The following is a 21,409-nucleotide window of genomic DNA, read 5'->3' as shown; positions in this document are numbered from 1 at the left end:
ACACAGACAGGCGCGGATTAACATCAAGGTTTACCTGTTTTGATTCGTTGCCAACTGCCAGAGGCAGCATGGATATTACTCGCTCGCGGGACGCGAGCGAGTGCATTGCGAAAAAAATCAGACTTGGGCAAAGGCAAGTTTCAATAAATCCGGATGAATAAACTCATAATCCAGATCATGCTCCAGCTTTACCGGATCGATGATCTTCCACTCTTTCAGCTCATCAATAAATCCCGGCAAGGGTAAACCGGCAACTTGGGCCGCAAGGGTATAAAACTCATTTCGCGACGGATGGGTTGGGGCCGCCACATGGTAAGTGCCCACAAAATTTGACCGGTTTAAAACGGTTTCGATAATGCTGATGCAATCATCCAGATGGATGAGGTTTACCGGCGCCAAACCATTTGGGATATCTGTTTTCCCTGAAAAAAAACGTGAGGGATGCCGCCCCGGGCCAATCAGTCCCGCAAAGCGAATAACCGTTGTTTTAAAAATGGTGCTCTGCGCAAATATCCGCTCAGACAGGTACAATGCGCTTTGAAAATCAACCATCCCGGTGTCGCTGATCTCCTGGTTGGTATCCGGGTAAACCGAAGTTGAACTGATAAAGATGACCTGCTTTACCGGAGATAGTTCAACCTGTTTAACTAAAGCTTGTATTTGAGCAAGGTAATCATCGGCGGTTTGTTTTTTTAATGATGGCGGCACATTAACCAATAATACATCGCTGTAAAAAAAATCGTTGTAAACAGAAACATCGCCGCTTAATTGTACTAAATACGGGTCGATTTGCTGAGAACGGAGCACCGGTAATTTTGATGGTGTGGTTGTTGAGCCTTTAACAAGCCAACCTTGAGCTATCAACCTGACAGCTAAAGGCAGCCCCAGCCATCCGCAGCCTAATATGCTTATGTTTTTTTCCAAAAAAATGGACGTTTAATTATGTTACAAAGGTAGTATAAAAACATTTTGGCACTTACTTTGTACTTTTACCCTTGAATACACAACCCTTAAAATAACAAATGAAGATCATTAATTTAAAATTAGCCGCATTAAGCATAGCCACTGCTATGACGCTGACCGTGGTTACAAGTTGCGACAGTTTAACCAAAACGCAAAAAGGAACAGCCATTGGCGCCGGAGCCGGTGGTACCATTGGTGCGATCATTGGCCGTAAGGCTGGTAATACCGCATTGGGTGCTATTATTGGTGGTGCTATTGGTGGCACAGCCGGTGCATTTATTGGCCGTAACATGGACAAGCAGGCAGCCCAGATCAAACAAACTGTGCCCGGTGCCGAAGTTGTGCGCGAGGGCGAGGGTATCATTGTAAAATTTAGCTCGGGTATTTTGTTTGATATTGATAAAACCAATTTGCAGCCGCAGGCAAAAACCGATATCAGCCAGCTTGCCGCATCGCTTAAAAGCAACCCCGAAACCAATATATTGGTGGTTGGGCATACCGATAATACCGGTAGCGCGGCGCATAATATGGACCTGTCTATCCGCCGGGCCGAAGCTGTTAAGGCTTTCGCGATCACGAATGGTATTGATCCGGGGCGTTTAAGCACTCAAGGCAAAGGCGATACAGAGCCCATTGCGGATAACACTACTATTGACGGCCGCACGCAAAACCGCCGGGTGGAGATAGTGATCGTGGCTAACGATCAAATGAAAAACCAGGCTAAGCAGCAAAGCGGGGGCTCAAAATAATATAGAATATAGCAGATCATATCCTGAATATTAAGACCCTTGCCGGCAACTGGCGAGGGTCTTTCTGCGTATTGATATTGAGCGAAACCAAAACAAAAGTTGTATATTGTTAATTATCTATCTGTTAACTAATCACTAAACTATGAAAAAGCTGTTATTACTGATCGTTACCGTGATGTGTTATTCGGTTGGCTTTAGCCAAAGCAAAACCGTAGCCGTTTGCCACTCGCCTACGCAGCAATTTGCCATGCTGGCATCGGATAAAAAATTTGTGAAAGCGCACGCCGACCCGCGACCCTTTCATTTTCAGAGCACCATTGGTAAGGCCATTACCTATCCTTGTGCCGATGGTAAAACTGCGGGAGCTTATGAGCTAAAAGCCGCAAAACCTACTCATAATTACCTGTTTGTGGTACACGAATGGTATGGTCTGAACGATTACATCAAACAAGAGTCGGAAAAGCTATACAACGATGTAGGCAATGTAAACGTAATTGCTATCGACTTGTATGATGGCAGCGTAGCTAGCAACAGCGCCGATGCTGGTAAATATATGGCTGCGGTTAAAGAAGACCGTGCGCAAGCTATTATCAAAGGCGCTATTGCCTATGCCGGGCCTAAAGCGCGGATTGCAACTATTGGCTGGTGCTTTGGCGGCGGATGGAGTTTGCAAACTACTTTACTTGCGGGTAAACACGCTGTTGGCTGTGTGATGTATTATGGGATGCCCGAGCAGGACGTAGAAAAACTAAAAACATTGAATACCGATGTGCTGGGTATTTTTGGCAATCAGGATAAATGGATAAACCCGCAGGTTGTAGCCAAATTTGCTGATAACATGAAGAAAGCGGATAAGAAACTAACGCTTTACCAATATGATGCCAACCACGGGTTTAGCAACCCGAGTAACCCGGTTTACAATGCCGACGCTACCAAAGACGCTTATACCCATACCATCGCTTTTTTAAAGCCGAGGCTGAAGTAGTTATTGGGTCATTGGTTATTAAGTTATTGGCCTTTGCCCCCCTTCATAAAATTGTCATCTCGAACGATAGTGAGAGATCTTCTGCTCCAAGCCAGTCTACGGCAGAAGATTTCTCCCGCTGGTCGAAATGACAAAGTTTATTAGCTATAGGGCAAAAAAATAGCGATGGGTATTAAACCCATCGCTATTGAAATATCACTAATCTGTTTATTATTTCTTTTCAGGTTTCTCAGGTACCAGGATCATTTTGATCAGGTTGCTGCTTAGGTACTTATTGGCAGTTTCTTTTACACTGGCAACGGTTACCTGGTCAAGATCTTTGGTCTGGTTTAAAACAGCATCCGGATCATCGCCATATTGCGCAGTGCGGTTTAGGTATGTTTGCCAGAAACGGTTTTCGCGCAGGTTAACCTCGATGGCGCGTTTTTGCTCGGCAACAAATTTTTGAATATCGGTTGCTTCCGGGCCGTTTTGCTTGATCTTATCGATCTCGTCAATCGCGGCAGCTATCAGCTTATCAACATTGGCCGGTGCACAGCCAAAGTAAATAACAATGCTGTAACGGCCGTTTGGCAATTTACTGTAGTTGGCGCTTACACCCGGCGAGTATACGCCGCTTTCTTTTTGGCGCAAACGGTCAAGCATCCTGAATTGCAGGATAGCACCCAAGGCATCAACCTGAATATTGTTGGCTTCGTTGTAATTGTATTCGCCGGTGTAGGCTAACTGTACGCTGGCTTTATCGCCAATACCTTTATAAACGGTTTTGGTGATCTGGCCGGTTGGCGGTGCAATATGCAGGTTTTTGTAAGTTTCGCCGCTTTTGGTTGATGGCAAACCACCCAGGTATTGTTCTAAAAGGGGCTTAATTTTTTCTACATCAAAACTACCGGTTATGGTAAATGTGGTGCTGCTTGCATCGGCAAAACGTTCTTTATAAAAACCGTAAGCTTTATCCAGGCTCGCATGGTTGATCTGATCCAAAGTAACTGCCATACGACGGAAGTTGTAATTGCTGTATACCGCGATGGTACTATCCTGGAAAACACTTGCCGGGTCAAGGCCCTTGTTTACCAACGAAGCCTTGATCTGCGTAATAGTTGATTGCCAGATATCGGCATCTTTACGTGGCTGGGTATAATACAGGTAGATGAGTTGGAAAGCTGTTTCCAGGTCTTTTGGCGATGAGCTGCCATTGATGCCCTGCGATGTTTCGCTGATGTATGGCGAGATGCTCAGGTTTTTACCTGCCAGCATTTTATCCAGCTGGATCTGGGTCATCTCGGCTATACCGCTGCTGCCTACCAGGTCATCGGCCAGGTTAGCCGAACGGAAATCAGCATCGCTTGCCAGCGAGGTACCGCCAAAGCTGTAACCGTTGATCAGGATCTGGTCGTTTTTAAAATCGGTAGGTTTTAAGATAACCTTAACCCCGTTGCCTAAAACCAAAGCGGTAGTGCCTATAGCAGGGTCCTTATGTTCGGATACGATCTTGCTGCCTGCAGGAAGTTTATCCAGCAAGGGTTTTTTACTTACGTTATCTACATAAGCAGTAACCTCTTTACCGGCACTGTTAACCCAGCTCAGCAAAGTTGCTTCGGTAGGTAATTTGTCTTTCTCCTTTTCAGGGGCTTCAACTATAATATCGCGGTTTTGATCGCTGATAAATTTACCCGCCAGCGCATTAATCTCGCTTAGTTGGATCTTTTCAATATTGGTTTTGTAAAAATTATATTCAAACTCAATACCCGGTATAGCTTCGCCCTTTAAAAAGTTTGCCTGGTACTCGCTTACAAAATTGATCGACCTGGTTTTGTCTTTCTCTTTGTATGCGTTCTCTATCCCGGTAAGGGCATCCTGCTTGGCACGATCGAGTTCGGTTTGGGTAAAACCAAAGCGGCGGGCACGTTCGGTTTCTTCAACAGCGGCGGTTACCGCTTTTTGCAGTTCGCCGGGTTTGGCAACTGCAACAGTTGTAAAGGCATTAAGGCCCCCTAAAAAGCCGCCATAACTTGCCTGGCCAAACAGGAACGGAGGGTCAGCTTTTTGTGTCAATTCGCGCATACGGGAGCTCAGCATATTGTTGAACAATGAGATACGCAGCGAGCGGATATAATCCTGTTCGGTTTTGATGGGCGCCGAAGGATGCTTTACAATAACCTCGGCAATGGTATAAGGTAATTCTTTATCGGTAACAATTTTTACCTGGGTGCCCGGTCTTAAAGCTACGTTATATTTGGTGCGTGGTTTTTCGTTAGCCGGATTTTTTAAGGCCGAGAAATCCTTTTTGATCAGTTCTTCAACATGCTTAGGGTCAAAATCGCCAACGGCAATTACGGCCTGCAGATCGGGGCGATACCAGTCGTGGTAATAGCTTTTGATCACTTCGGGTTTAAATGTTTTTAATATATCCTCTTTACCGATAGGGATACGCTCGGCATAACGCGAATTGTTAAAAATGATAGGATAGATGAGGTGCGAAAGGCGCTCCTGTGCATTCTTTCCGCGTAAGCGCGATTCTTCTAAAACCACACCGCGTTCGCTGTCTATCTGGTCGGTATCAAAACTTACATAACCGGCCCAGTTGGCCAGGATATTAAAGCCTTGTTCAAAAATTTTAGCGCTATCGGTTGGCAGTGGTAACTGGTAAACCGTTTCGTCAAACGAGGTATAAGCGTTCAGGTCAGCGCCAAATTTCACACCCGATTTTTCGAGGTAGTTGATGAGTTCTTTTTTCGGGAAATCGCGGGTACCTTTAAAGGCCATATGCTCGGTAAAGTGAGCAAGGCCCTGCTGGGCGTCAGTCTCTAAAACCGAACCCGCTTTGTTAACCAGGTATAGTTCGGCGCGGTTTTTTGGCTGGCTGTTTTTGCGGATATAATACGTTAAGCCATTGGGCAGCTTGCCGATGATAACCGCAGGATCAACTGGGAGCAAGTCGGCTTTTTTAGAAGTGCTTGCCGCCGATACCTTGGTTTTTGGTGCCGGTTTTGATTTTGTTTGCGCAAAACCTGTACTAACAGCCAAAGCCATTAACACGGCAACCGATAATGAATAGTTTAATTTCATAAAAAATTAGTGATTTTCTTTAAAGATGCGAAACCAACGCTTTAGTTACAAACCTAACGTACATTTATTTTCTAATAGTGAAATTTATTAATTGGACCACTGATAAATAATTGACTGATAGTAAATTGCAATCATGTGTGGTTTTTTCGGGTCAAATAAACGATATTTAGCCAAAACAGAATTGCATTTTGGCCGATACTACACCTTCGCGACGGTTATGGAAAAGTTTTAAGCGGAATAAATTAGCCCTTATGGGTTTAATTTATATTGGCTTAACCGTAGCGGCTGCTATACTTGGTTACCTCATCATGCCCGATAGTACCCCGCAGGCCAATAACATGACCATTCAGCTGAGCATTAAAAAACCGGGGGCGGTTTTTACGATGCTGTCCATCCGTAAAAGTCAGCCCGTTGAGCAGGTAAACTTCCTGAAAAGAATGCTATACGGGCAGCCGGATAAATATACCCATGTGCCCATAACGAGCTACAGCTTTATTAAAGACTCGATACAGGTTGATCAGTATATTGGCGATGAGGATAAACCCGAAAAGGTATCGTATAATATTTTTGAAGTTTATTACGGGGTAAAGCCTAAATACCTTGGCGCAAAAATTATTATTGACCGGAACGATGGCACCAGGCTTGAACTTTTAAATAACGCAAGGCAATATCAATATGTTTATAATGCGATCACAGCAGATAACATCAGCAAAAAAACCTATTGGCTTGGCAGCGATATTTACGGCCGCGATTTACTGAGCCGTATTATATTAGGTGCACGCATATCGCTGGCTGTGGGTTTGGTTTCGGTCATTATCAGTTTGCTGGTTGGTATTGCGGTTGGCGCGGCAGCCGGTTATTACGGCGGGTGGATAGATAGCTCGTTAAGCTGGTTAATGAATGTTTTATGGGCGTTGCCCACACTGCTGTTGGTTATTGCCATATCGTTTGCCCTGGGTAAAGGTTTATGGCAGATATTTATTGCCATCGGTATTTCTATGTGGGTTGATGTAGCGCGGTTAGTGCGCGGCCAGGTAATGGGCCTAAAACAATTTGAGTTTGTTGAGGCAGCCAAAGCTTTAGGTTTTAGTAATTATCGTATTATCAGCCGACATATATTGCCTAATATTGCCGGACCAATTTTAGTGCTGGCATCGTCAAACTTTGCTTCGGCAATATTGCTCGAAGCGGGGCTGAGCTTTTTGGGTTTTGGCGCGCAACCGCCAATGCCAACCTGGGGCGGCATGATCAAAGAACATTACGGCTACATTATTATGGATGCCGCTTACCTGGCTATGCTGCCCGGTTTGGCTATCATGCTCATGGTTTATGCATTTAATTTGGTAACTATTGGCTTGCGCGATGCCTTTGATGTTAAATCGCAAAATACGAGGATATAGTTTTTTAATATATATTTATAAGCTGAATGGATAGCTTTAATAGTAATAATGGCGAAGATGAGTTGATACGATTGCTGCTTAAGCGGCAGTCGGAGTTAAACTCGTTACTTGAGGTAACCAAAGCCATTAATAAAAATAGTTCGACGCAGGTACTGGTTGAAATGCTTGAGGTTATCCTGAAAAATTACCTGAGCGTTGGCAAACTCCGTTTTATGATCGAGAAGTTTGGCAGCTATATCTGCGTATCAAAATACGGCGGTACTTTTGAAACCAACCCGGCACTGTATAAGGCTTGTATGAAGATGAACAAGTATAAGTCGCCGGCACCGCTATTGGGCCACCCCGATCCGTTGCTATCCACTTATGATTATTTTATCCCTATCTATCACAAAAGTAAGCTGCTGGCATTTGCCCTTGTAGGTGATTTTAATACATCCGAAGAGATGCTGGCCAACGATCTTAACTTTATCCAAACGTTAATGAACGTGATCGTGGTTGCGCTTGAAAATAAGAAACTGTTTAGGGAACGTATCGCTGCCGAACGTTTTCAACGCGAAATGGAACTGGCCGTTGAGGTACAAAACATGCTTATCCCGTTAAGGTTACACAAAGAAACGGGGGTTGAAATAGGTGCCAGATATTTGCCGCACCAAAACATAGGCGGCGATTATTTTGATTTTATCCGCCTTAACGATAAAGAGTTTTTGTGGTGCATTGCCGATGTATCGGGCAAGGGAATATCGGCGGCATTGCTGATGGCAAATTTCCAGGCAAGTTTGCGGGCCTGGGCAACGGTAGAAGACGACCTGACCAATATTGTTGAGCGGCTAAATAATATCGTTATCAAAAACACCAAGGGCGAAAAGTTCATCACCTTGTTTTTGGCAAAATATAACGAAGAAAACCGTAGGCTGGATTATATTAACGCCGGGCATAACCCATCGGTAATTTATGCCAACGGCGAAGCCGTGCCTTTAAAACTGGGCACTACCATGTTAGGCGTTTTTGAGGAACTGCCATTTATAAACCAGGGTGAGGTTGACATAGAACCCGGATCGCTTATTTTTAATTATACCGATGGGTTATTGGATTATGAGCCTGCTGATGCCGTGGTGTGGAACGAAGATATTATGATGGATTTTGTTACCCAGAACGGCGATCTAAGCCCCGATAAGTTTAACCAGAAAATATTAAACGAGTTGGCAACGTTAGTAAAAAGCAAACCCATTGATGATGTAACTTTGCTTACCCTGCGTATTTTTTAATTAAATGCTTTTAGCCCGATTTCAACACGATTTTTTAGAGGCCGGCTGCGATGAAGCCGGTCGCGGCTGTTTGGCCGGGCCTGTTTTTGCAGCTGCCGTAATTTTACCGCACGATTTTGAGCACGCAGTACTGAACGATTCGAAACAGATCACCGAAAAGGTAAGATATGACCTGCGCACAGAAATTGAAGCTAATGCTGTTGAATATGCCGTAGCCTGGGTTGATAATGAAGAGATTGACCAGATCAATATCTTAAATGCCTCGTTTTTGGCCATGCATCGCGCTATAGCGCAATTAAAAACCGAACCCGGCTTTTTGATAATCGATGGTAACCGCTTTAACAAATACAACCAGGTACCGCATCACTGTATTGTTGAGGGCGATGCCAAATACTTCAGCATTGCGGCGGCATCCATATTAGCCAAAACCTACCGCGACGATTTTATGCTGCAGATAGCCGCCGAGCACCCCGAGTACGACTGGCACAGCAACAAGGGTTACCCAACCATTAAACACCGCAACGCGGTGATGGAGCATGGCTATACGCGTTATCACCGCCGTACCTTTAGGGTTACCGACCCGCAGCTGACGATTTTTTAAGCATTACTTTGATTAAGCCGGCCAGCTTGCTATTTTTGATGAGATAGTAACCCGCTCCCCAGTGAAAATATTGGTCTTAAGTAATCGTGTACCCTTCCCGCAAAATGGCGGATACCCCATTGTGGTACGCAATACTATTTTAGGGCTGGTGAACGAAGGGCACGAGGTTTCGGTGTTTACGGTAAATAATAAAAAACAGCTTACCGATATCCAAACTGATGATGCACTGATCAAACGGATCAACTATCAGTCGTACGATGTTGACCTGAGCCTGTCGTTCAAGGATTTTATTTTGAACCTTTTCGGGCGGCGTACTTATAATGTCGACAGATTTTACAACGCCGGATTTGAACGGATACTGGTTGAAGAACTGAAACGGGTTCAATATGATATTATTCAGTTTGAGGGCCTGTTTATGTCGGCATATCTGCCTGCTGTGCGTAAAAATACCACCGCTAAACTGATTTACCGCGCACATAACATTGAGCACCTGATATGGAAACGCTTATCAGAACAAAAAAGCGATCCGATCAAAAAATCATACCTGAGCCTGCTTGCCAAACGTATTAAAAAGTACGAATTAAGCTTTTTGGATAAGTTTGATGCCATTGCCACCTTAACCGGGCAGGATAAGCAAACCATGCTGGATTATGGGATCAAGATCCCTGTAAGGGTAATACCTGTTGGTATTGACCTGACCCGCTATAAGCCCGATTATGAAAAGACCGAATACCCAAGCCTGTTTTTTTTGGGCGCATTAGACTGGATGCCCAACCGCGAAGGGATGGAGTGGTTTTTGGATAATTTTCAGACCGACCTGACGGACGGCGACCTGAAAGTACGCTTTTATGTTGCGGGGCATAACATACCCGAAGCATTTGACGATTACGAGGTTTTAGGCAAAATATTTATACAGGGCGAGGTTGACGACGGATTGGAGTTTGTAAACAGCAAAGCCATTATGATAGTGCCATTACTATCGGGTGGCGGTATGCGGGTAAAAATTGTGGAAGGCATGGCCATGCAAAAATGTATCATTACCACAACACTTGGTGCCGAGGGCATCCATTACCAAAACGGGCACAATATTTTAATTGCCGACGACCGCGAAGAGTTTCACGATGCCATAAAACGCGCTATAAGCGATGAGAACTTTTGCAAGCAAATAGGCATTAACGCGCGCCTGCTTGTTGAACAGGAGCACGATACCAATAAGGTAATATCGCAGCTGATAGCCTTTTACAGGGAGATACAGCAGGGCTGATGTTTCGGCGCAAATTGTTACTTTTGCTGCCAGATAACGACCACATTTATGAAGAATACCGCCTTAACCAATGTGCACACCGCATTAGGTGCTAAAATGGTTCCGTTTGCCGGATATAACATGCCTGTACAATATGCGGGCATTAATGCAGAACACGAAACCGTGCGTAAAGCCGTGGGTGTGTTTGACGTGAGCCACATGGGCGAGTTTATTTTAAAAGGCGATAACGCGCTCGACCTGATACAACGTGTTACCAGCAATGATGCTTCAAAACTATACGATGGCAAAGTGCAGTACTCTTGCCTGCCTAATGAAGACGGCGGTATTGTTGACGACCTGTTGGTTTACCGCATTGACGAAAAAACCTATATGCTGGTGGTTAATGCATCAAACATTGAAAAGGATTGGGACTGGATAAGCAAATACAACACCCAGGGTGTGGATATGAAAAACATATCCGACCGTACAAGCCTGCTGGCGGTACAAGGGCCCAAAGCTGCCGAAGCCCTGCAAAGCTTAACCGATATTGATTTAGGCTCGATGGAGTATTACACCTTTAACAAAGGCACCTTTGCAGGGATAGATAACGTGATCGTATCAGCAACGGGTTATACCGGTGCAGGCGGTTTTGAGGTATATTTTGATAATAAAAATGCCGAACATATTTGGAACGCCATATTTAAAGCCGGTGAGCCTTTCGGGATAAAGCCGATAGGTTTGGGCGCGCGCGATACCCTGCGTTTAGAAATGGGCTTTTGCCTTTACGGTAATGATATTGATGACACCACATCGCCATTGGAGGCCGGGTTGGGCTGGGTTACTAAGTTTAACAAGGCGTTTACCAATGCAGATGCACTGCAGCAGCAAAAACAAGCGGGCATTAAACGCAAACTGGTTGGTTTTGAAATGATAGACCGCGGCATACCCCGCCACGATTATGAAATTACAGATGCCGAAGGAAACCTTATCGGTAAGGTAACATCGGGCACGCAATCGCCATCGCTGCAAAAGGGTATAGGTATGGGTTATGTAGATACCGCTTTTGCCAAAGAAGGAACTGAAATTTATATTAAAATTCGCGATAACCAGGTTAAAGCGGTAATAGTTAAACCACCGTTTTATAAAGCATAAAACAGCGCTTATAGCCAGTACGTCATTGCGAGGAACGAAGCAATCCCAAACAGGCAGAGCCGCTCTGTAAGTCGGGGATTGCTTCGTTCCTCGCAATGACGCTTTTTAATACAATAAATGAAGAATTTAGAAGTTTGCCTCACCCCGGCTTTGTTGCCTTTATTTAAACTTGAGGGAAAGATCGCGGTGGTGATCGATATATTCAGAGCTACAACCTCCATTTGTTACGGTATTGAAAATGGCGCCGAAGCCATCATCCCGGTTGCCGAAGTACACGAATGTATTGCTTACCGCGATAAGGGCTTTGACCATCTGCTGGCGGCCGAACGTAATGGCGAAGTGGTTGAGGGCTTTGATTTTGGCAATTCGCCTTTTAGCTACACCAAAGAGAAAGTGGGCGGCAAAACTGTAGTGCTAACCACTACCAACGGTACCCATGCCCTGCACCAATCCATCCGCGCAAAGCGTATTGTAATCGGTTCGTTTTTAAACCTCACAGCACTTTGCAACTGGCTGGCACAACAACCCGAAGATGTTTTGCTGGTATGTGCCGGCTGGAAAAACAATTTTAACCTTGAGGATACCTTATTTGCCGGGGCGGTTACGCATCAGCTAACAGGGGCCGGTAATTATAAACCCGATGACGCTGCCATAGCCGCGCTCGACCTGTACACCTTAGCTAAAGACGACCTGAACGGCTATCTCAAAAAAACATCGCACAGCGAACGCCTTAAGCAACTGGGCATTGAAGCCGATATTGCATTTTGCCTGAATGTGGATACAGCAACAGCCATTCCCGTTTTGAATGGGGAACGGCTGATCAAGCTTGTTTAGTGGTGGATTAAGGCAGAGCCCAAAACTGCAAAGCCAATTATCAATACAATTAAGGCAAGGTATATGATCATGATGATACCCATGGCCTTAAAAAACGATTGTAAACGATGCATGCCGCCATCCATCAGGCCGCTATCCGATGATTCGATGGCCCGTATTGCGCGGGTGGCAAATTGGTATAAAAACAGGTTGATCATAAACAAGACGGCCGCTATAATTAAGTAGATAATTGTTAGCATTGTTGACATAGCGGTAAGCGCGGCGCCCATTGGAGTGAACTGGGCCACGCTACTCATAATAGCGCCGACAGAAAATGCTGATATGGCAATCAGGCCGGTAAATACAAAGCCGACGATGGCCAGAAATTTAGCCCATTTTGCCGCTTTTTTTAGATCGCTTACAGCAAAAAAGCTTAAAGCAAAGCCCTGCCCATGTTCTTCGGGCTCAAAATTTTTAATTGTTGTATCCATTTGTTATAGGTTTAAGTTGACTAAAGATAGCATAATTAATATTAAATATCAGCTATTTAATATTACCGAACAATAAATTGAATGTTACTATCATTACGGCGTTACGCCATAGATCTGATATTGCGTTGTGTGCGTCTACGTTTTAAAAATATAAACCCTATAACCACCAGGATGATGGCAGGCCAGCAACTGATCATCCCTAAAAACACGGATTGTAAAGCATCCCATCCGCCCGAAAAGGCTACCCTTAAACGATATCCCCAACCGGTATCATTTTGCGGCACTACCGAAAGCGAATAAAAAGTGATATCCAGCGAACTGTATGCAACCTGTTTTGCCATGTAATTTAACTGTCCCTGGGTCGATTCGATATCACTTCGGATCTCTTCCAGTTTAGCTTCTATCTCCAGCATATCTTTGATGCGTGTGGCTTTTTGCAGTAATTGCAGATAGCGGGCTTCGAGTGTTTTTTTGTTATCAATACGGGTTTTGGTGTCGATGTATTCGGCAGTAACGTCTTTGATATTGATATTCCGGCTATCTATTTTATCGGCAGTGCCTGATACGGTATCTAACAATAGATCAAAGTTTTTTGCAGGCACACGCACTTTTAAATTATACTCTTTACGGTTTGAGCCCTCGTCTTTGGTTTGCTTGTCCTCGGCCACGTAGCCGCCCAAAGCCTGCACACGTTGCATAATAATTTTGCGGGTACGGTTTACGTCGCCGGTTTCAAACTCTATTTCGCCTTCTTTGGTTATCTTTTTTGAGGTGTCGGTTACTGTTTTTTGGGATACAGACGGCGGTGCATAATTTGCCACGGCTACCGTGGCTAATTTTTCTTTAGCCGGTGCCGGCATCGTTATATCCATAGCTACCGTCTTGTCGGATACGGTTTCTTTTTTTTCGCAAGCGGTTAACATCAGCAACGCAATTACAGTTAGTGCTACATTTTTCATGATGATATATAATTTAGGTTATCCTTTTTATATCTTCTGAATGTAGCAGCCCTGGTATCCGCTACTTCAGCTTGTCGTTATTTTTATGTCTCTCCGCATCGCGGATGTTCTTCTTCTCCATATTTTTATGGAGCGCCGCCGTGAGATCGATGCCTGTTTGATTAGCCAGGCAGATCAGTACAAAAAGCACATCGGCCATCTCATCGCCCAGGTCAACCGCCTCATCCGATCTTTTAAACGACTGTTCGCCATACCTGCGTGCCATTATGCGGGCAACTTCGCCAACCTCTTCCATTAAAATGGCGGTATTGGTCAGTTCGTTAAAATACCGGATACCGGTGGTTTTTATCCAGTTGTCAACCAGTTTTTGCGCTTCTTCAATAGTCATAAGTATGATGCATTAAAAGTTGTGATTCCATAAATTAAAAATTATCCCTGTCTTTGGTATTCATGATGATGGTTACCGGGCCGTCGTTTAACAAGCTTACCTTCATATCAGCGGCAAATATGCCGGTGGCTATCTTTTTGTTCAACAGCTTTTCGAGCGTGGTTATCATCTGTTCGTACATGGGTATGGCCTTGTCTGGCCGGGCCGCACGGATAAACGAGGGGCGGTTACCCTTTTTGGTTTGTGCAAACAGGGTAAATTGCGATATGAGCAAAATATTGCCGTCAACATCGGTTAAGGCTTTATTCATTAACCCGTTTTCGTCGCCAAAAATGCGCAGGTTAACTATTTTATTGGCCAGCCACTCCAGGTCTTCGGTGGTATCGGCATCTTCAACACCCAATACAACCAATAACCCGGTTTGTATTTGGCCGGTTATTACCCCCTCAACAGTACAACTGGCGTGTGTTACGCGTTGAATAACAGCTCTCATTATATTTGGCTTAAAACTTTAATTAAATAACTTTGGTTAATGCGCAGGGCCTGGTTTTTATTGTTACTGGTGTTTTTTTTGGCCGACTGTAAACCCGGCAGAAAGGTAAGCACTTCCTTTTATTATTGGAAAACCGTTTACCGCCAAAATAGTACCGAAAACGCTTACCTGCAGCACCTGCAAACCCATAAACTATACTTGCGTATAATGGATGTGGATATGGACGAAAGCGGTGCCAACCCTGTGCCGGTATCGCCTGTTACTTTCCAAACCCAGCTGCCCGATACCATAGCCATTGTGCCGGTTGTGTTTATTGTGAACAATGTGCTGCGCAACATTAATAAATCAAAGCTTGCCGGCATGGCTGTTAAGATAGTTGGCTTTGTTGATGGTAAAGTACAGCAGGCCGGTAAAACCAGTTATACCGAATTGCAGATAGATTGCGACTGGACAACCGAAACCCGCGAAAATTACTTTTACCTGCTTGGTAAAATAAAGGCCCTTGTGCCACATAAAACCCTATCGGCAACGTTAAGGTTACACCAGGTTAAAAACCGGCAAGGCAGCGGCATACCGCCTGTTGACCGCGTAATGCTGATGTGCTATAACATGGGCAATTTGCGTAAATACGGCAACCAAAACTCGATAATTGAAGTAAGCGAACTAAAGAAATATCTTGGCGATAACCTGGGTAGTTACCCGCTAAAAATGGATGTGGGTTTGCCGTTGTTTAGCTGGGCGGTTGCTTTTCGCGACAGGGCTTACATTGGCATTGCCAAACGAATAAATTTGGTTAATTTAACCAATGAAGCTAAATTTAAGTTGCAAGGTAATAACTTGTATACAGCTCAAACAGACCTGCCCGAGTATGGGTTAATAAGGAACGACATTGTACGATGGGAAGATGCGCCGGTTAAGGATTTGAATACCGTGGCCGATTATCTTTCGCATTATTTAAAACCGGATACCTTAAACCTGATCTGGTTCCACTTGGATGAGCCTGTGTTGAAGAATTATACATATGATGAATTGGAAAAAACCGGTTATTTACTGCGTTAGTTTTATCAGCTGCTTTTTTGCCTGCGTTGCCATAATTTTTGCCTGCGCCGATGAAGCCGATCCTTACGATTACTACGTTTCTTTTTTTCATAACAACATACAGGGGCAAAAAGATTATGGTGCTTTTTATTTTACCAATAACCTTTTTCTATACAGCGAAACCGAACCTGAAAGCGAAGCTGCCATTAACGCCGGCGAATGGGCCGCTTACCTGGGCAAAGGTGTAACGGCCGGTGACGTAGCCAAGGCGATGTACCATTTGAGTCATCAGGCGGATTCGGACTTATACGCCGGGTACCTCAATCAAAAAGGCGGCCTTCCGGATAGTTTGGTATCCAATACTTTTTTAAAAACCATCATTACCAATAAAAGCGCCTTAAAATATTACCGCTTTGCCAAAAGCGCAGAGAAGATAGCCAACATTGAAGCCCATCCCTGGGAACCCACGCCAATGGATACCGTTGCTTTACGTAACGCGGGTGCACAGGCTTTTACCTTTGCCGCGCAAGAAAAGGATAAGTTTATCCAGTTGCGGTATTATTACCAGGCGCAGCGCTTATTGCATTATGGTGCAAGCTACAACCAGGCCAGCGTAGTTTATGATAAATACCTGGCACCTGTTACCTCGGCAAGCCACGTAAAAGGCTGGGCGCTTTCGCTTAAGGCCGGCGAGTTACGCCGGTTAAAAGATACGGTGAGGGCGGCATACCTGTTCTCTAAAATATTTGCCCAATATCCCGAAAGGCGGGTACAGGCTTATCGCAATTACCAATACATGCACGTCAATACTAACCAGGTTTTAACGCTGGCCACCAATGCCGCCGAACGGGCCAATATTTATGCTATTGATGGTTTTGCCGACCCAAAGGTTAACATTACACCTTTACAGCAGGTTTACGCGCTTAGCCCAACATCGCCCATGGTGGGGGTTTTGCTGATACGCGAGATCAATAAGCTGGAAGAATACTATCTTACACCCAAATTGCACCCACAGCCGGCATTGTTTTCGTTTGACGCTACCATGCGCGCCGGGAAAGATAATGCGGTACTTTTGCAGATACGCCAGCTTAAAGATCTTAGTAAGCAGCTTGCCGCCGATAAAAAATACCCGGACGCCGAAATTGGCACCCTGGCCGCGGCATATTTAGCCTGGATGCAGGGCAGCACAGCCGAAGGTTCATTATTGCTAAAGGCACTGTATGCGGTAAAGCTTAAGCCCGAGTTTGACGACCAGAAGCAGATCATCCAGCTATTGCTATCCGCGCAAAGCATACAAAAATACAACCGGGTTAATGAAGCCGTTTTACTGCCAACCCTGCAATGGCTGGATAAAAAGGCTAAAGCCGAACGCAAGATCGATACGGCGAACATTTGGAATGAAGACAAGGTTTACCCCTTTACATCGACCGAACGCAATTTTTATACTCACATACTGGCCCCCGTTTACTTAAAACAACAGGATACCACCATGACAGCTTTGGCATTAGGCACAACTGGCGAGTCTGACTTTTGGTCGGAAGATATGCATTCAAGTAACGTAAGAACGGTTATGCGGTGGAAGTTATTAGGGCCTACCCCTTTTGTTACTTTTTTAGTGAATAAAGTTACTTTTTTAAATACCAGTTATCTTAACGAACTGCTGGGCACAACCTGTTTACGCGAACACCAGTATGCCCGGGCAGTAAATGCATTTAAACGTGTTGAGGCGGTTTACCTGGATAAAGATGAAAGCTATACTCCTGCCGATCCTTTCATCGAGCGGATAAATGATTACCCGAAAATTTATACTTACGCCAAGGGAAAGGGCTACAATAAGCTGCAATTTGCCGAAGCCATGGCTAACCTGCAGCAGCAAATTAAAAACGACCCGGCAAACCGGGCCTCGTATTACTACAAAATGGCAACCGGTTTATACAATACCTCAACCTATGGCAATGCCTGGTATTTAATATCCTACGATTGGTCGGCATATGATTTTGGCCGGGCTACCCGCAATTACTATGATGCCGACTATATTAAGGCCCTTAATGCCGAAGAGTACTTTTTGATAGCCGGCAGGTTTAGCAAAACCGAAGAGTTTAAAGCCAAATGCATCTATATGGCGGCAAAATGCAGGCAAAAACAAGCCACGGCCCCCGATTATAGCGCAGGCAATTTTAACGAGCTCCAAAAGGCGTATCAGCTGCAATTGCGCGGCAGCGATTTGTTTACCGATTTAAAAACCAATTATAAGCGTACCGCCTTTTACAAAAAAGCCGTTAGCGAGTGCAGCTATCTGAAGGATTTTATTGTAGAAAAATAAGCTACGCCCGCGTATCGTGCCCGTGATAAATGCTGAGGTAGCTATCGTAGCGGGATGGTTCGATGTCGCCGTTTTCAACAGCAGTTATTACGGCGCAGCCGGGCTCGTTAATGTGGCGGCAGTTTTTAAAGCGACAATGCTCCATATATTTTCTGATCTCGGGGAACAGTCCGCCCAGCTCGGCCTTTTCAATATCTACAATACCCAGTTCGCGTATGCCTGGTGTGTCAATGATCGATCCGCCTTGCGGTAGTTCAAACATTTCGGCAAAGGTGGTGGTATGCATGCCCTTGTTGTGCCAGTCGGACACCTGGTTGGTACGCAGGTTAAGGTCGGGCAATATCTTGTTGATGAGGGTTGATTTACCCACGCCTGAGTGCCCGGAAAACAAACTCACTTTATCCTTCAGGTCGGCAATCAAAGCATCAACCTGTGTACCCACTAAGGCGGAAACTTCGTAGCATTGGTAACCCAGCTTTTCGTAAATTTCGCGGTAAGCTGCTAAAACTTCCAGGCCCTCATCGCTAAACAGGTCGAGCTTGTTAAACACCAGCCTTGCGGGGATGTGGTATGCCTCGGCGGTAACCAAAAAACGATCGATAAAACCCAGCGAGGTACGCGGCGATGCCAGGGTAACCACCAAAAAAGCCTGATCGAGGTTGGCGGCGATGATCTGCGCCTGCCGCGACAGGTTGATAGATTTACGGATAATGTAGTTTTTGCGCTCGTGCAGCGTGGTGATCACGCCGGTTTGCTGCTCGGGTTCCATATCAAAATCCACCTGGTCGCCCACGGCAATAGGGTTTGTGGTGGTGATGCCTTTGATCCTGAACTTGCCTTTGATACGGCAGTCAAGCCTGCGGCCATCGGGTGTAAGCACCTCGTACCAGCTTCCGGTTGATTTGGTAATAAGTCCCTGCATGAATGGGCAAAGATATGATTATGAAAGAGAACTAATCCCGACTTGTTTTGTTAATACCGTCAAAATAATAAATTTGTTGGTTCAAACCTATATTGATATCATAAATGAAAGGCTGGATAACTGTAACTGTTCCGGATAACGGATACGATGTAACCACATTGGTTAATATTAATAACATTACTCATATTAAAAAACTAACCGATTACACTAATAGTGCGGTTACCGGTAAAAGCCGGATCTATTTTAACACCAGCACCGATGCGACCCAGCGGTATTTGCCCTGCCAGGAAAATTTCGAGGAAATGATCGCTTTGATAAGCGCAGCTCAGTAGTGCAGCTCAGTAGTATTGTGTTAGAACTACATTTCGTGCCCGCTCGCCGCCGCGGGAGGGCTCTTACTTTTTTCTTGATAAAAAAGTAACAAAAACCGACCGTAGGGAGCTCATGAACACCATAAAAAACAATTAAAACAGTGAATAAATCAAGACAGCACGATCCTTCTGCCCGCCCTGCCGGTTTTTAGCTTTCCCATTCCGCTGCGCTCCACTTAGAAAAGCTAAACCGGCATTCACCCCTGCGCTGGCCCGGCGTGCTGTCAGGTCCGACGCTCTGCGCTAATCGCGATAGGGGGATTTGATTTCGGATTTCGAATGTTCGATTTCGGATTTATTTTTTAAGAAATCATGCCGTCCGATAGCTATCGTGATTGTTTCTGTATCTCATCATACAGAGCGGCTGTACAAGTCTTTTGAATTTAATATGGACGTTGCCCGCGGCCACAGGCAACCTTTTTGGTGTTGGGGTTGTATTCCATCGACGCGTAATGATAAAGATCATTGCGAGGGGCTTGATTCCCCCGTTCCGCGGTATTGGGCTGTTGGACGGGCGTCGAACATGGTTAAATACTCTAAATTACTATCAAAATGAAACGTTCTGATCATTGGGTTTGGTTATTATTGCTAACAGGTGTTTTTTTACTGCATTCGTGCAGTAAGAAAAACGCGGGGGATAGTAGTTCACCCCAGCCGGTTACCCTGGCCGATGCGCAAATAACCTCGTTTACACCCACCAGTGGCGCAAAAGGAACGAGCGTGGTGATCACGGGTACGGGCTTTTCGGGCAACGTGGTGATGTTTAACGGGATGACTGCCACTGTAACAGCCACTACAGCTACCAGTATTACCGTAAATGTACCGCCGGGCGCAGGCAGTGGTAAAATATCGATCGTGGCTGGTGGCAAACGGATCAGTTCGGCCACTGATTTTCAGTATGTTTATACGGTTAGTACCCTGGCCGGCGACGGCAACTTCGGCTTTAACGAGGGGCCGGGTGCGGGTGCGGAATTTATGAGTCCCCTGGGCCTGGCCATAGACGGCGCCGGGACGCTCTATATTTCGGATACCTATAACCAGCGAATCCGTAAGATCACCACGCCGGACCAGGTGGGCACCATTGCCGGGAACGATACCATCGGGTATACCAACAGTACGGGTATACGCGCGAAGTTTCACGACCCGCATGGCCTTACCTTAGATGTGTTGGGCAATATCTACGTGGCCGATTATCGTAACCATGTTATCCGCAAGGTGACGCCCGGAGGGGTGGTGAGCACTGTTGCCGGTAGTGGCATCCCGGGCCTGGCCAACGGCACCGGTACTGCCGCCCAATTTAATTCGCCGCAGGATGTGGCCATCGACGCGAACGGGAATTTATTTGTGACCGATGCCGGCAATAACTGTATCCGTAAAATAACACCGGCGGGGGTTGTGAGTACTTTTGCCGCTGCCCTAACCGCCCCCAAAGGAATAACGATAGATGCGGCGGCGAACCTGTACATTACCGATGGCCAGGTAATTCGCAAAATAACCGCGGCGGGGGTGATGAGCACATTGGCAGGAAGTACCTTATTCGGCCTCAAGGACGGGATAGGGGCCGACGCCCGGTTTTTCGACCCGCAGGGTATCGCCATTGATGCTTCGGGTAATTTGTTTGTGGCCGATAGATGGAACAACGCCATCCGGAGGGTTACCGCCGCAGGGGTAGTGAGCACCATTGCCGGTAATATTTTACCCGATGCTCCCGATTTTAAAGAAGGCCCAGGCCCCGATGCCCGGTTTGACTGGCCCCACAGCATTGCCGTAGATGCCGCAGGGACCATTTATGTGGGGGATATTTTTAACTCTCGTATCCGCAAGGTGCAGTAAAGGAAAAAGTTGGAAAGTCTGTAAGCCCGACGAGGTACGCGTGCGCCAGCATGGGGCAAGTATGTCGGGTAGGGTATGCAGGCGAAGGCTACTTGTGCCTATATCCGGATGCAGGGGATATTTGCGATGGCTTATCGTGCCCGCTCGCCGCCGCGGGAGGGCTCTTACTTTTTTCTTGATAAAAAAGTAACAAAAAATCAAGACAGCACGATCCTTCCACCCGCTCTACCGGTTTTTAGCTTTCCCATTCCGCTGCGCTCCACTTAGAAAAGCTAAACCGGCATTCACCCCTGCGCTGGCCCGGCGTGCTGTCAGGCTGGCGCGCCACGCTAATCGCGATAGGGTTTATGG

General features: G+C 45.7%; 19 protein-coding genes. 12 read left to right on the top strand and 7 right to left on the bottom strand.

The genetic code is table 11. From position 1 onward, the window contains the following. Positions 1–117: 117 nt before the first annotated feature. Positions 118–924, bottom strand: a complete 807-nt coding sequence (locus ACFGVR_RS07020) for an SDR family oxidoreductase (RefSeq protein WP_448702019.1) — start codon at positions 922–924, stop codon at positions 118–120. A 98-nt stretch (positions 925–1,022) separates the two neighbouring features. Between ACFGVR_RS07020 and ACFGVR_RS07015 the strand changes: the two genes are divergently transcribed. Both ACFGVR_RS07015 and ACFGVR_RS07010 read left to right on the top strand, forming a co-directional pair. Then, the gene (locus ACFGVR_RS07015; protein ID WP_448702018.1) at positions 1,023–1,712 is read left to right on the top strand and encodes an OmpA family protein; all 690 of its coding nucleotides are present in this window, start codon (positions 1,023–1,025) and stop codon (positions 1,710–1,712) included. A gap of 142 nt (positions 1,713–1,854) precedes the next feature. Next, complete coding sequence (locus ACFGVR_RS07010; protein WP_448702017.1) at positions 1,855–2,697, top strand: dienelactone hydrolase family protein; 843 nt, start codon at positions 1,855–1,857, stop codon at positions 2,695–2,697. Between the two features lie 210 nt (positions 2,698–2,907). Here the strand turns inward: ACFGVR_RS07010 and ACFGVR_RS07005 are convergent, their stop codons facing one another. Beyond that, positions 2,908–5,766 carry a M16 family metallopeptidase gene (locus ACFGVR_RS07005; RefSeq protein WP_448702016.1) on the bottom strand — a complete coding sequence of 953 codons (2,859 nt, stop codon included), beginning with the start codon at positions 5,764–5,766 and terminating at the stop codon, positions 2,908–2,910. A 251-nt stretch (positions 5,767–6,017) separates the two neighbouring features. On the opposite strand from ACFGVR_RS07005, the gene ACFGVR_RS07000 reads away from it, so the two are divergent. The 6 genes from ACFGVR_RS07000 to ACFGVR_RS06975 all read left to right on the top strand — a co-directional run bounded on the left by ACFGVR_RS07000 (position 6,018) and on the right by ACFGVR_RS06975 (position 12,261). Beyond that, on the top strand, positions 6,018–7,166 hold the full coding sequence (locus ACFGVR_RS07000) for an ABC transporter permease (protein ID WP_448702015.1): 1,149 nt from the start codon (positions 6,018–6,020) through the stop codon (positions 7,164–7,166). Between the two features lie 26 nt (positions 7,167–7,192). Beyond that, positions 7,193–8,431, top strand: a complete 1,239-nt coding sequence (locus tag ACFGVR_RS06995; protein WP_448702014.1) for a PP2C family protein-serine/threonine phosphatase — start codon at positions 7,193–7,195, stop codon at positions 8,429–8,431. Positions 8,432–8,435: 4 nt separating this feature from the next. Beyond that, positions 8,436–9,032, top strand: a complete 597-nt coding sequence (locus tag ACFGVR_RS06990; RefSeq protein ID WP_448702013.1) for a ribonuclease HII — start codon at positions 8,436–8,438, stop codon at positions 9,030–9,032. A gap of 61 nt (positions 9,033–9,093) precedes the next feature. Further along, complete coding sequence (locus ACFGVR_RS06985; RefSeq protein ID WP_448702011.1) at positions 9,094–10,296, top strand: glycosyltransferase family 4 protein; 1,203 nt, start codon at positions 9,094–9,096, stop codon at positions 10,294–10,296. 48 nt (positions 10,297–10,344) lie between these two features. Then, positions 10,345–11,427: a glycine cleavage system aminomethyltransferase GcvT gene (gene gcvT, locus ACFGVR_RS06980; RefSeq protein ID WP_448702010.1), complete on the top strand. Its 1,083-nt coding sequence runs from the start codon at positions 10,345–10,347 to the stop codon at positions 11,425–11,427. Positions 11,428–11,544: 117 nt separating this feature from the next. Further along, positions 11,545–12,261 (top strand): 2-phosphosulfolactate phosphatase, encoded by a 717-nt coding sequence (locus tag ACFGVR_RS06975; RefSeq protein WP_448702009.1) that lies wholly within the window; start codon positions 11,545–11,547, stop codon positions 12,259–12,261. On the opposite strand, the gene ACFGVR_RS06970 is transcribed toward ACFGVR_RS06975, so the two are convergent. From ACFGVR_RS06970 to dtd, 4 genes are all read right to left on the bottom strand, one after another. Continuing rightward, positions 12,258–12,731: a hypothetical protein gene (locus ACFGVR_RS06970; RefSeq protein ID WP_448702008.1), complete on the bottom strand. Its 474-nt coding sequence runs from the start codon at positions 12,729–12,731 to the stop codon at positions 12,258–12,260. The two genes, ACFGVR_RS06975 and ACFGVR_RS06970, sit on opposite strands and share 4 nt — an antisense overlap. Positions 12,732–12,832: 101 nt before the next feature. Next, positions 12,833–13,690: a DUF4349 domain-containing protein gene (locus tag ACFGVR_RS06965; protein ID WP_448702006.1), complete on the bottom strand. Its 858-nt coding sequence runs from the start codon at positions 13,688–13,690 to the stop codon at positions 12,833–12,835. A gap of 61 nt (positions 13,691–13,751) precedes the next feature. Then, positions 13,752–14,078: a nucleotide pyrophosphohydrolase gene (locus ACFGVR_RS06960; protein WP_448702005.1), complete on the bottom strand. Its 327-nt coding sequence runs from the start codon at positions 14,076–14,078 to the stop codon at positions 13,752–13,754. 34 nt (positions 14,079–14,112) lie between these two features. Then, entirely contained in the window at positions 14,113–14,571 is a 459-nt protein-coding gene (dtd, locus tag ACFGVR_RS06955; protein WP_448702004.1) for a D-aminoacyl-tRNA deacylase, read from the bottom strand. 39 nt (positions 14,572–14,610) lie between these two features. Between dtd and ACFGVR_RS06950 the strand changes: the two genes are divergently transcribed. Together ACFGVR_RS06950 and ACFGVR_RS06945 are read left to right on the top strand one after the other, a co-directional pair. Continuing rightward, positions 14,611–15,630: a hypothetical protein gene (locus ACFGVR_RS06950; protein ID WP_448702003.1), complete on the top strand. Its 1,020-nt coding sequence runs from the start codon at positions 14,611–14,613 to the stop codon at positions 15,628–15,630. After that, positions 15,593–17,932 (top strand): hypothetical protein, encoded by a 2,340-nt coding sequence (locus ACFGVR_RS06945; RefSeq protein ID WP_448702002.1) that lies wholly within the window; start codon positions 15,593–15,595, stop codon positions 17,930–17,932. The genes ACFGVR_RS06950 and ACFGVR_RS06945 overlap by 38 nt, the downstream gene beginning before the upstream one ends. A 1-nt stretch (position 17,933) precedes the next feature. Here ACFGVR_RS06945 and rsgA read toward each other — a convergent pair whose 3' ends face one another. After that, positions 17,934–18,854, bottom strand: a complete 921-nt coding sequence (rsgA, locus tag ACFGVR_RS06940) for a ribosome small subunit-dependent GTPase A (protein ID WP_448702001.1) — start codon at positions 18,852–18,854, stop codon at positions 17,934–17,936. Positions 18,855–18,958: 104 nt separating this feature from the next. Here rsgA and ACFGVR_RS06935 point away from each other — a divergent pair, with 104 nt between their 5' ends. Together ACFGVR_RS06935 and ACFGVR_RS06930 are read left to right on the top strand one after the other, a co-directional pair. Next, positions 18,959–19,186 (top strand): hypothetical protein, encoded by a 228-nt coding sequence (locus ACFGVR_RS06935; protein ID WP_448702000.1) that lies wholly within the window; start codon positions 18,959–18,961, stop codon positions 19,184–19,186. A 591-nt stretch (positions 19,187–19,777) separates the two neighbouring features. Next, entirely contained in the window at positions 19,778–21,058 is a 1,281-nt protein-coding gene (locus tag ACFGVR_RS06930; protein WP_448701999.1) for an NHL domain-containing protein, read from the top strand. Positions 21,059–21,409: the final 351 nt, after the last annotated feature.

The sequence above is a fragment of the Mucilaginibacter aureus genome (assembly GCF_053514885.1).
The sequence above is the reverse complement of the archived record's forward strand: the minus strand, read 5'-3'. Positions and strand labels throughout refer to the sequence as shown.

What these genes read in the sequence shown, in the direction of transcription:
- ACFGVR_RS07015 (WP_448702018.1), top strand. Translation starts at nt 1,023, where the DNA reads ATGAAGATCATTAATTTAAAATTAGCCGCATTAAGCATAGCCACTGCT.
- ACFGVR_RS07010 (WP_448702017.1), top strand. Translation starts at nt 1,855, where the DNA reads ATGAAAAAGCTGTTATTACTGATCGTTACCGTGATGTGTTATTCGGTT.
- ACFGVR_RS07005 (WP_448702016.1), bottom strand. Translation starts at nt 5,766, where the DNA reads ATGAAATTAAACTATTCATTATCGGTTGCCGTGTTAATGGCTTTGGCT.
- ACFGVR_RS07000 (WP_448702015.1), top strand. Translation starts at nt 6,018, where the DNA reads ATGGGTTTAATTTATATTGGCTTAACCGTAGCGGCTGCTATACTTGGT.
- ACFGVR_RS06995 (WP_448702014.1), top strand. Translation starts at nt 7,193, where the DNA reads ATGGATAGCTTTAATAGTAATAATGGCGAAGATGAGTTGATACGATTG.
- ACFGVR_RS06990 (WP_448702013.1), top strand. Translation starts at nt 8,436, where the DNA reads ATGCTTTTAGCCCGATTTCAACACGATTTTTTAGAGGCCGGCTGCGAT.
- gcvT (WP_448702010.1), top strand. Translation starts at nt 10,345, where the DNA reads ATGAAGAATACCGCCTTAACCAATGTGCACACCGCATTAGGTGCTAAA.
- ACFGVR_RS06975 (WP_448702009.1), top strand. Translation starts at nt 11,545, where the DNA reads ATGAAGAATTTAGAAGTTTGCCTCACCCCGGCTTTGTTGCCTTTATTT.
- ACFGVR_RS06970 (WP_448702008.1), bottom strand. Translation starts at nt 12,731, where the DNA reads ATGGATACAACAATTAAAAATTTTGAGCCCGAAGAACATGGGCAGGGC.
- ACFGVR_RS06965 (WP_448702006.1), bottom strand. Translation starts at nt 13,690, where the DNA reads ATGAAAAATGTAGCACTAACTGTAATTGCGTTGCTGATGTTAACCGCT.
- ACFGVR_RS06960 (WP_448702005.1), bottom strand. Translation starts at nt 14,078, where the DNA reads ATGACTATTGAAGAAGCGCAAAAACTGGTTGACAACTGGATAAAAACC.
- dtd (WP_448702004.1), bottom strand. Translation starts at nt 14,571, where the DNA reads ATGAGAGCTGTTATTCAACGCGTAACACACGCCAGTTGTACTGTTGAG.
- ACFGVR_RS06950 (WP_448702003.1), top strand. Translation starts at nt 14,611, where the DNA reads ATGCGCAGGGCCTGGTTTTTATTGTTACTGGTGTTTTTTTTGGCCGAC.
- ACFGVR_RS06945 (WP_448702002.1), top strand. Translation starts at nt 15,593, where the DNA reads ATGATGAATTGGAAAAAACCGGTTATTTACTGCGTTAGTTTTATCAGC.
- rsgA (WP_448702001.1), bottom strand. Translation starts at nt 18,854, where the DNA reads ATGCAGGGACTTATTACCAAATCAACCGGAAGCTGGTACGAGGTGCTT.
- ACFGVR_RS06935 (WP_448702000.1), top strand. Translation starts at nt 18,959, where the DNA reads ATGAAAGGCTGGATAACTGTAACTGTTCCGGATAACGGATACGATGTA.
- ACFGVR_RS06930 (WP_448701999.1), top strand. Translation starts at nt 19,778, where the DNA reads ATGAAACGTTCTGATCATTGGGTTTGGTTATTATTGCTAACAGGTGTT.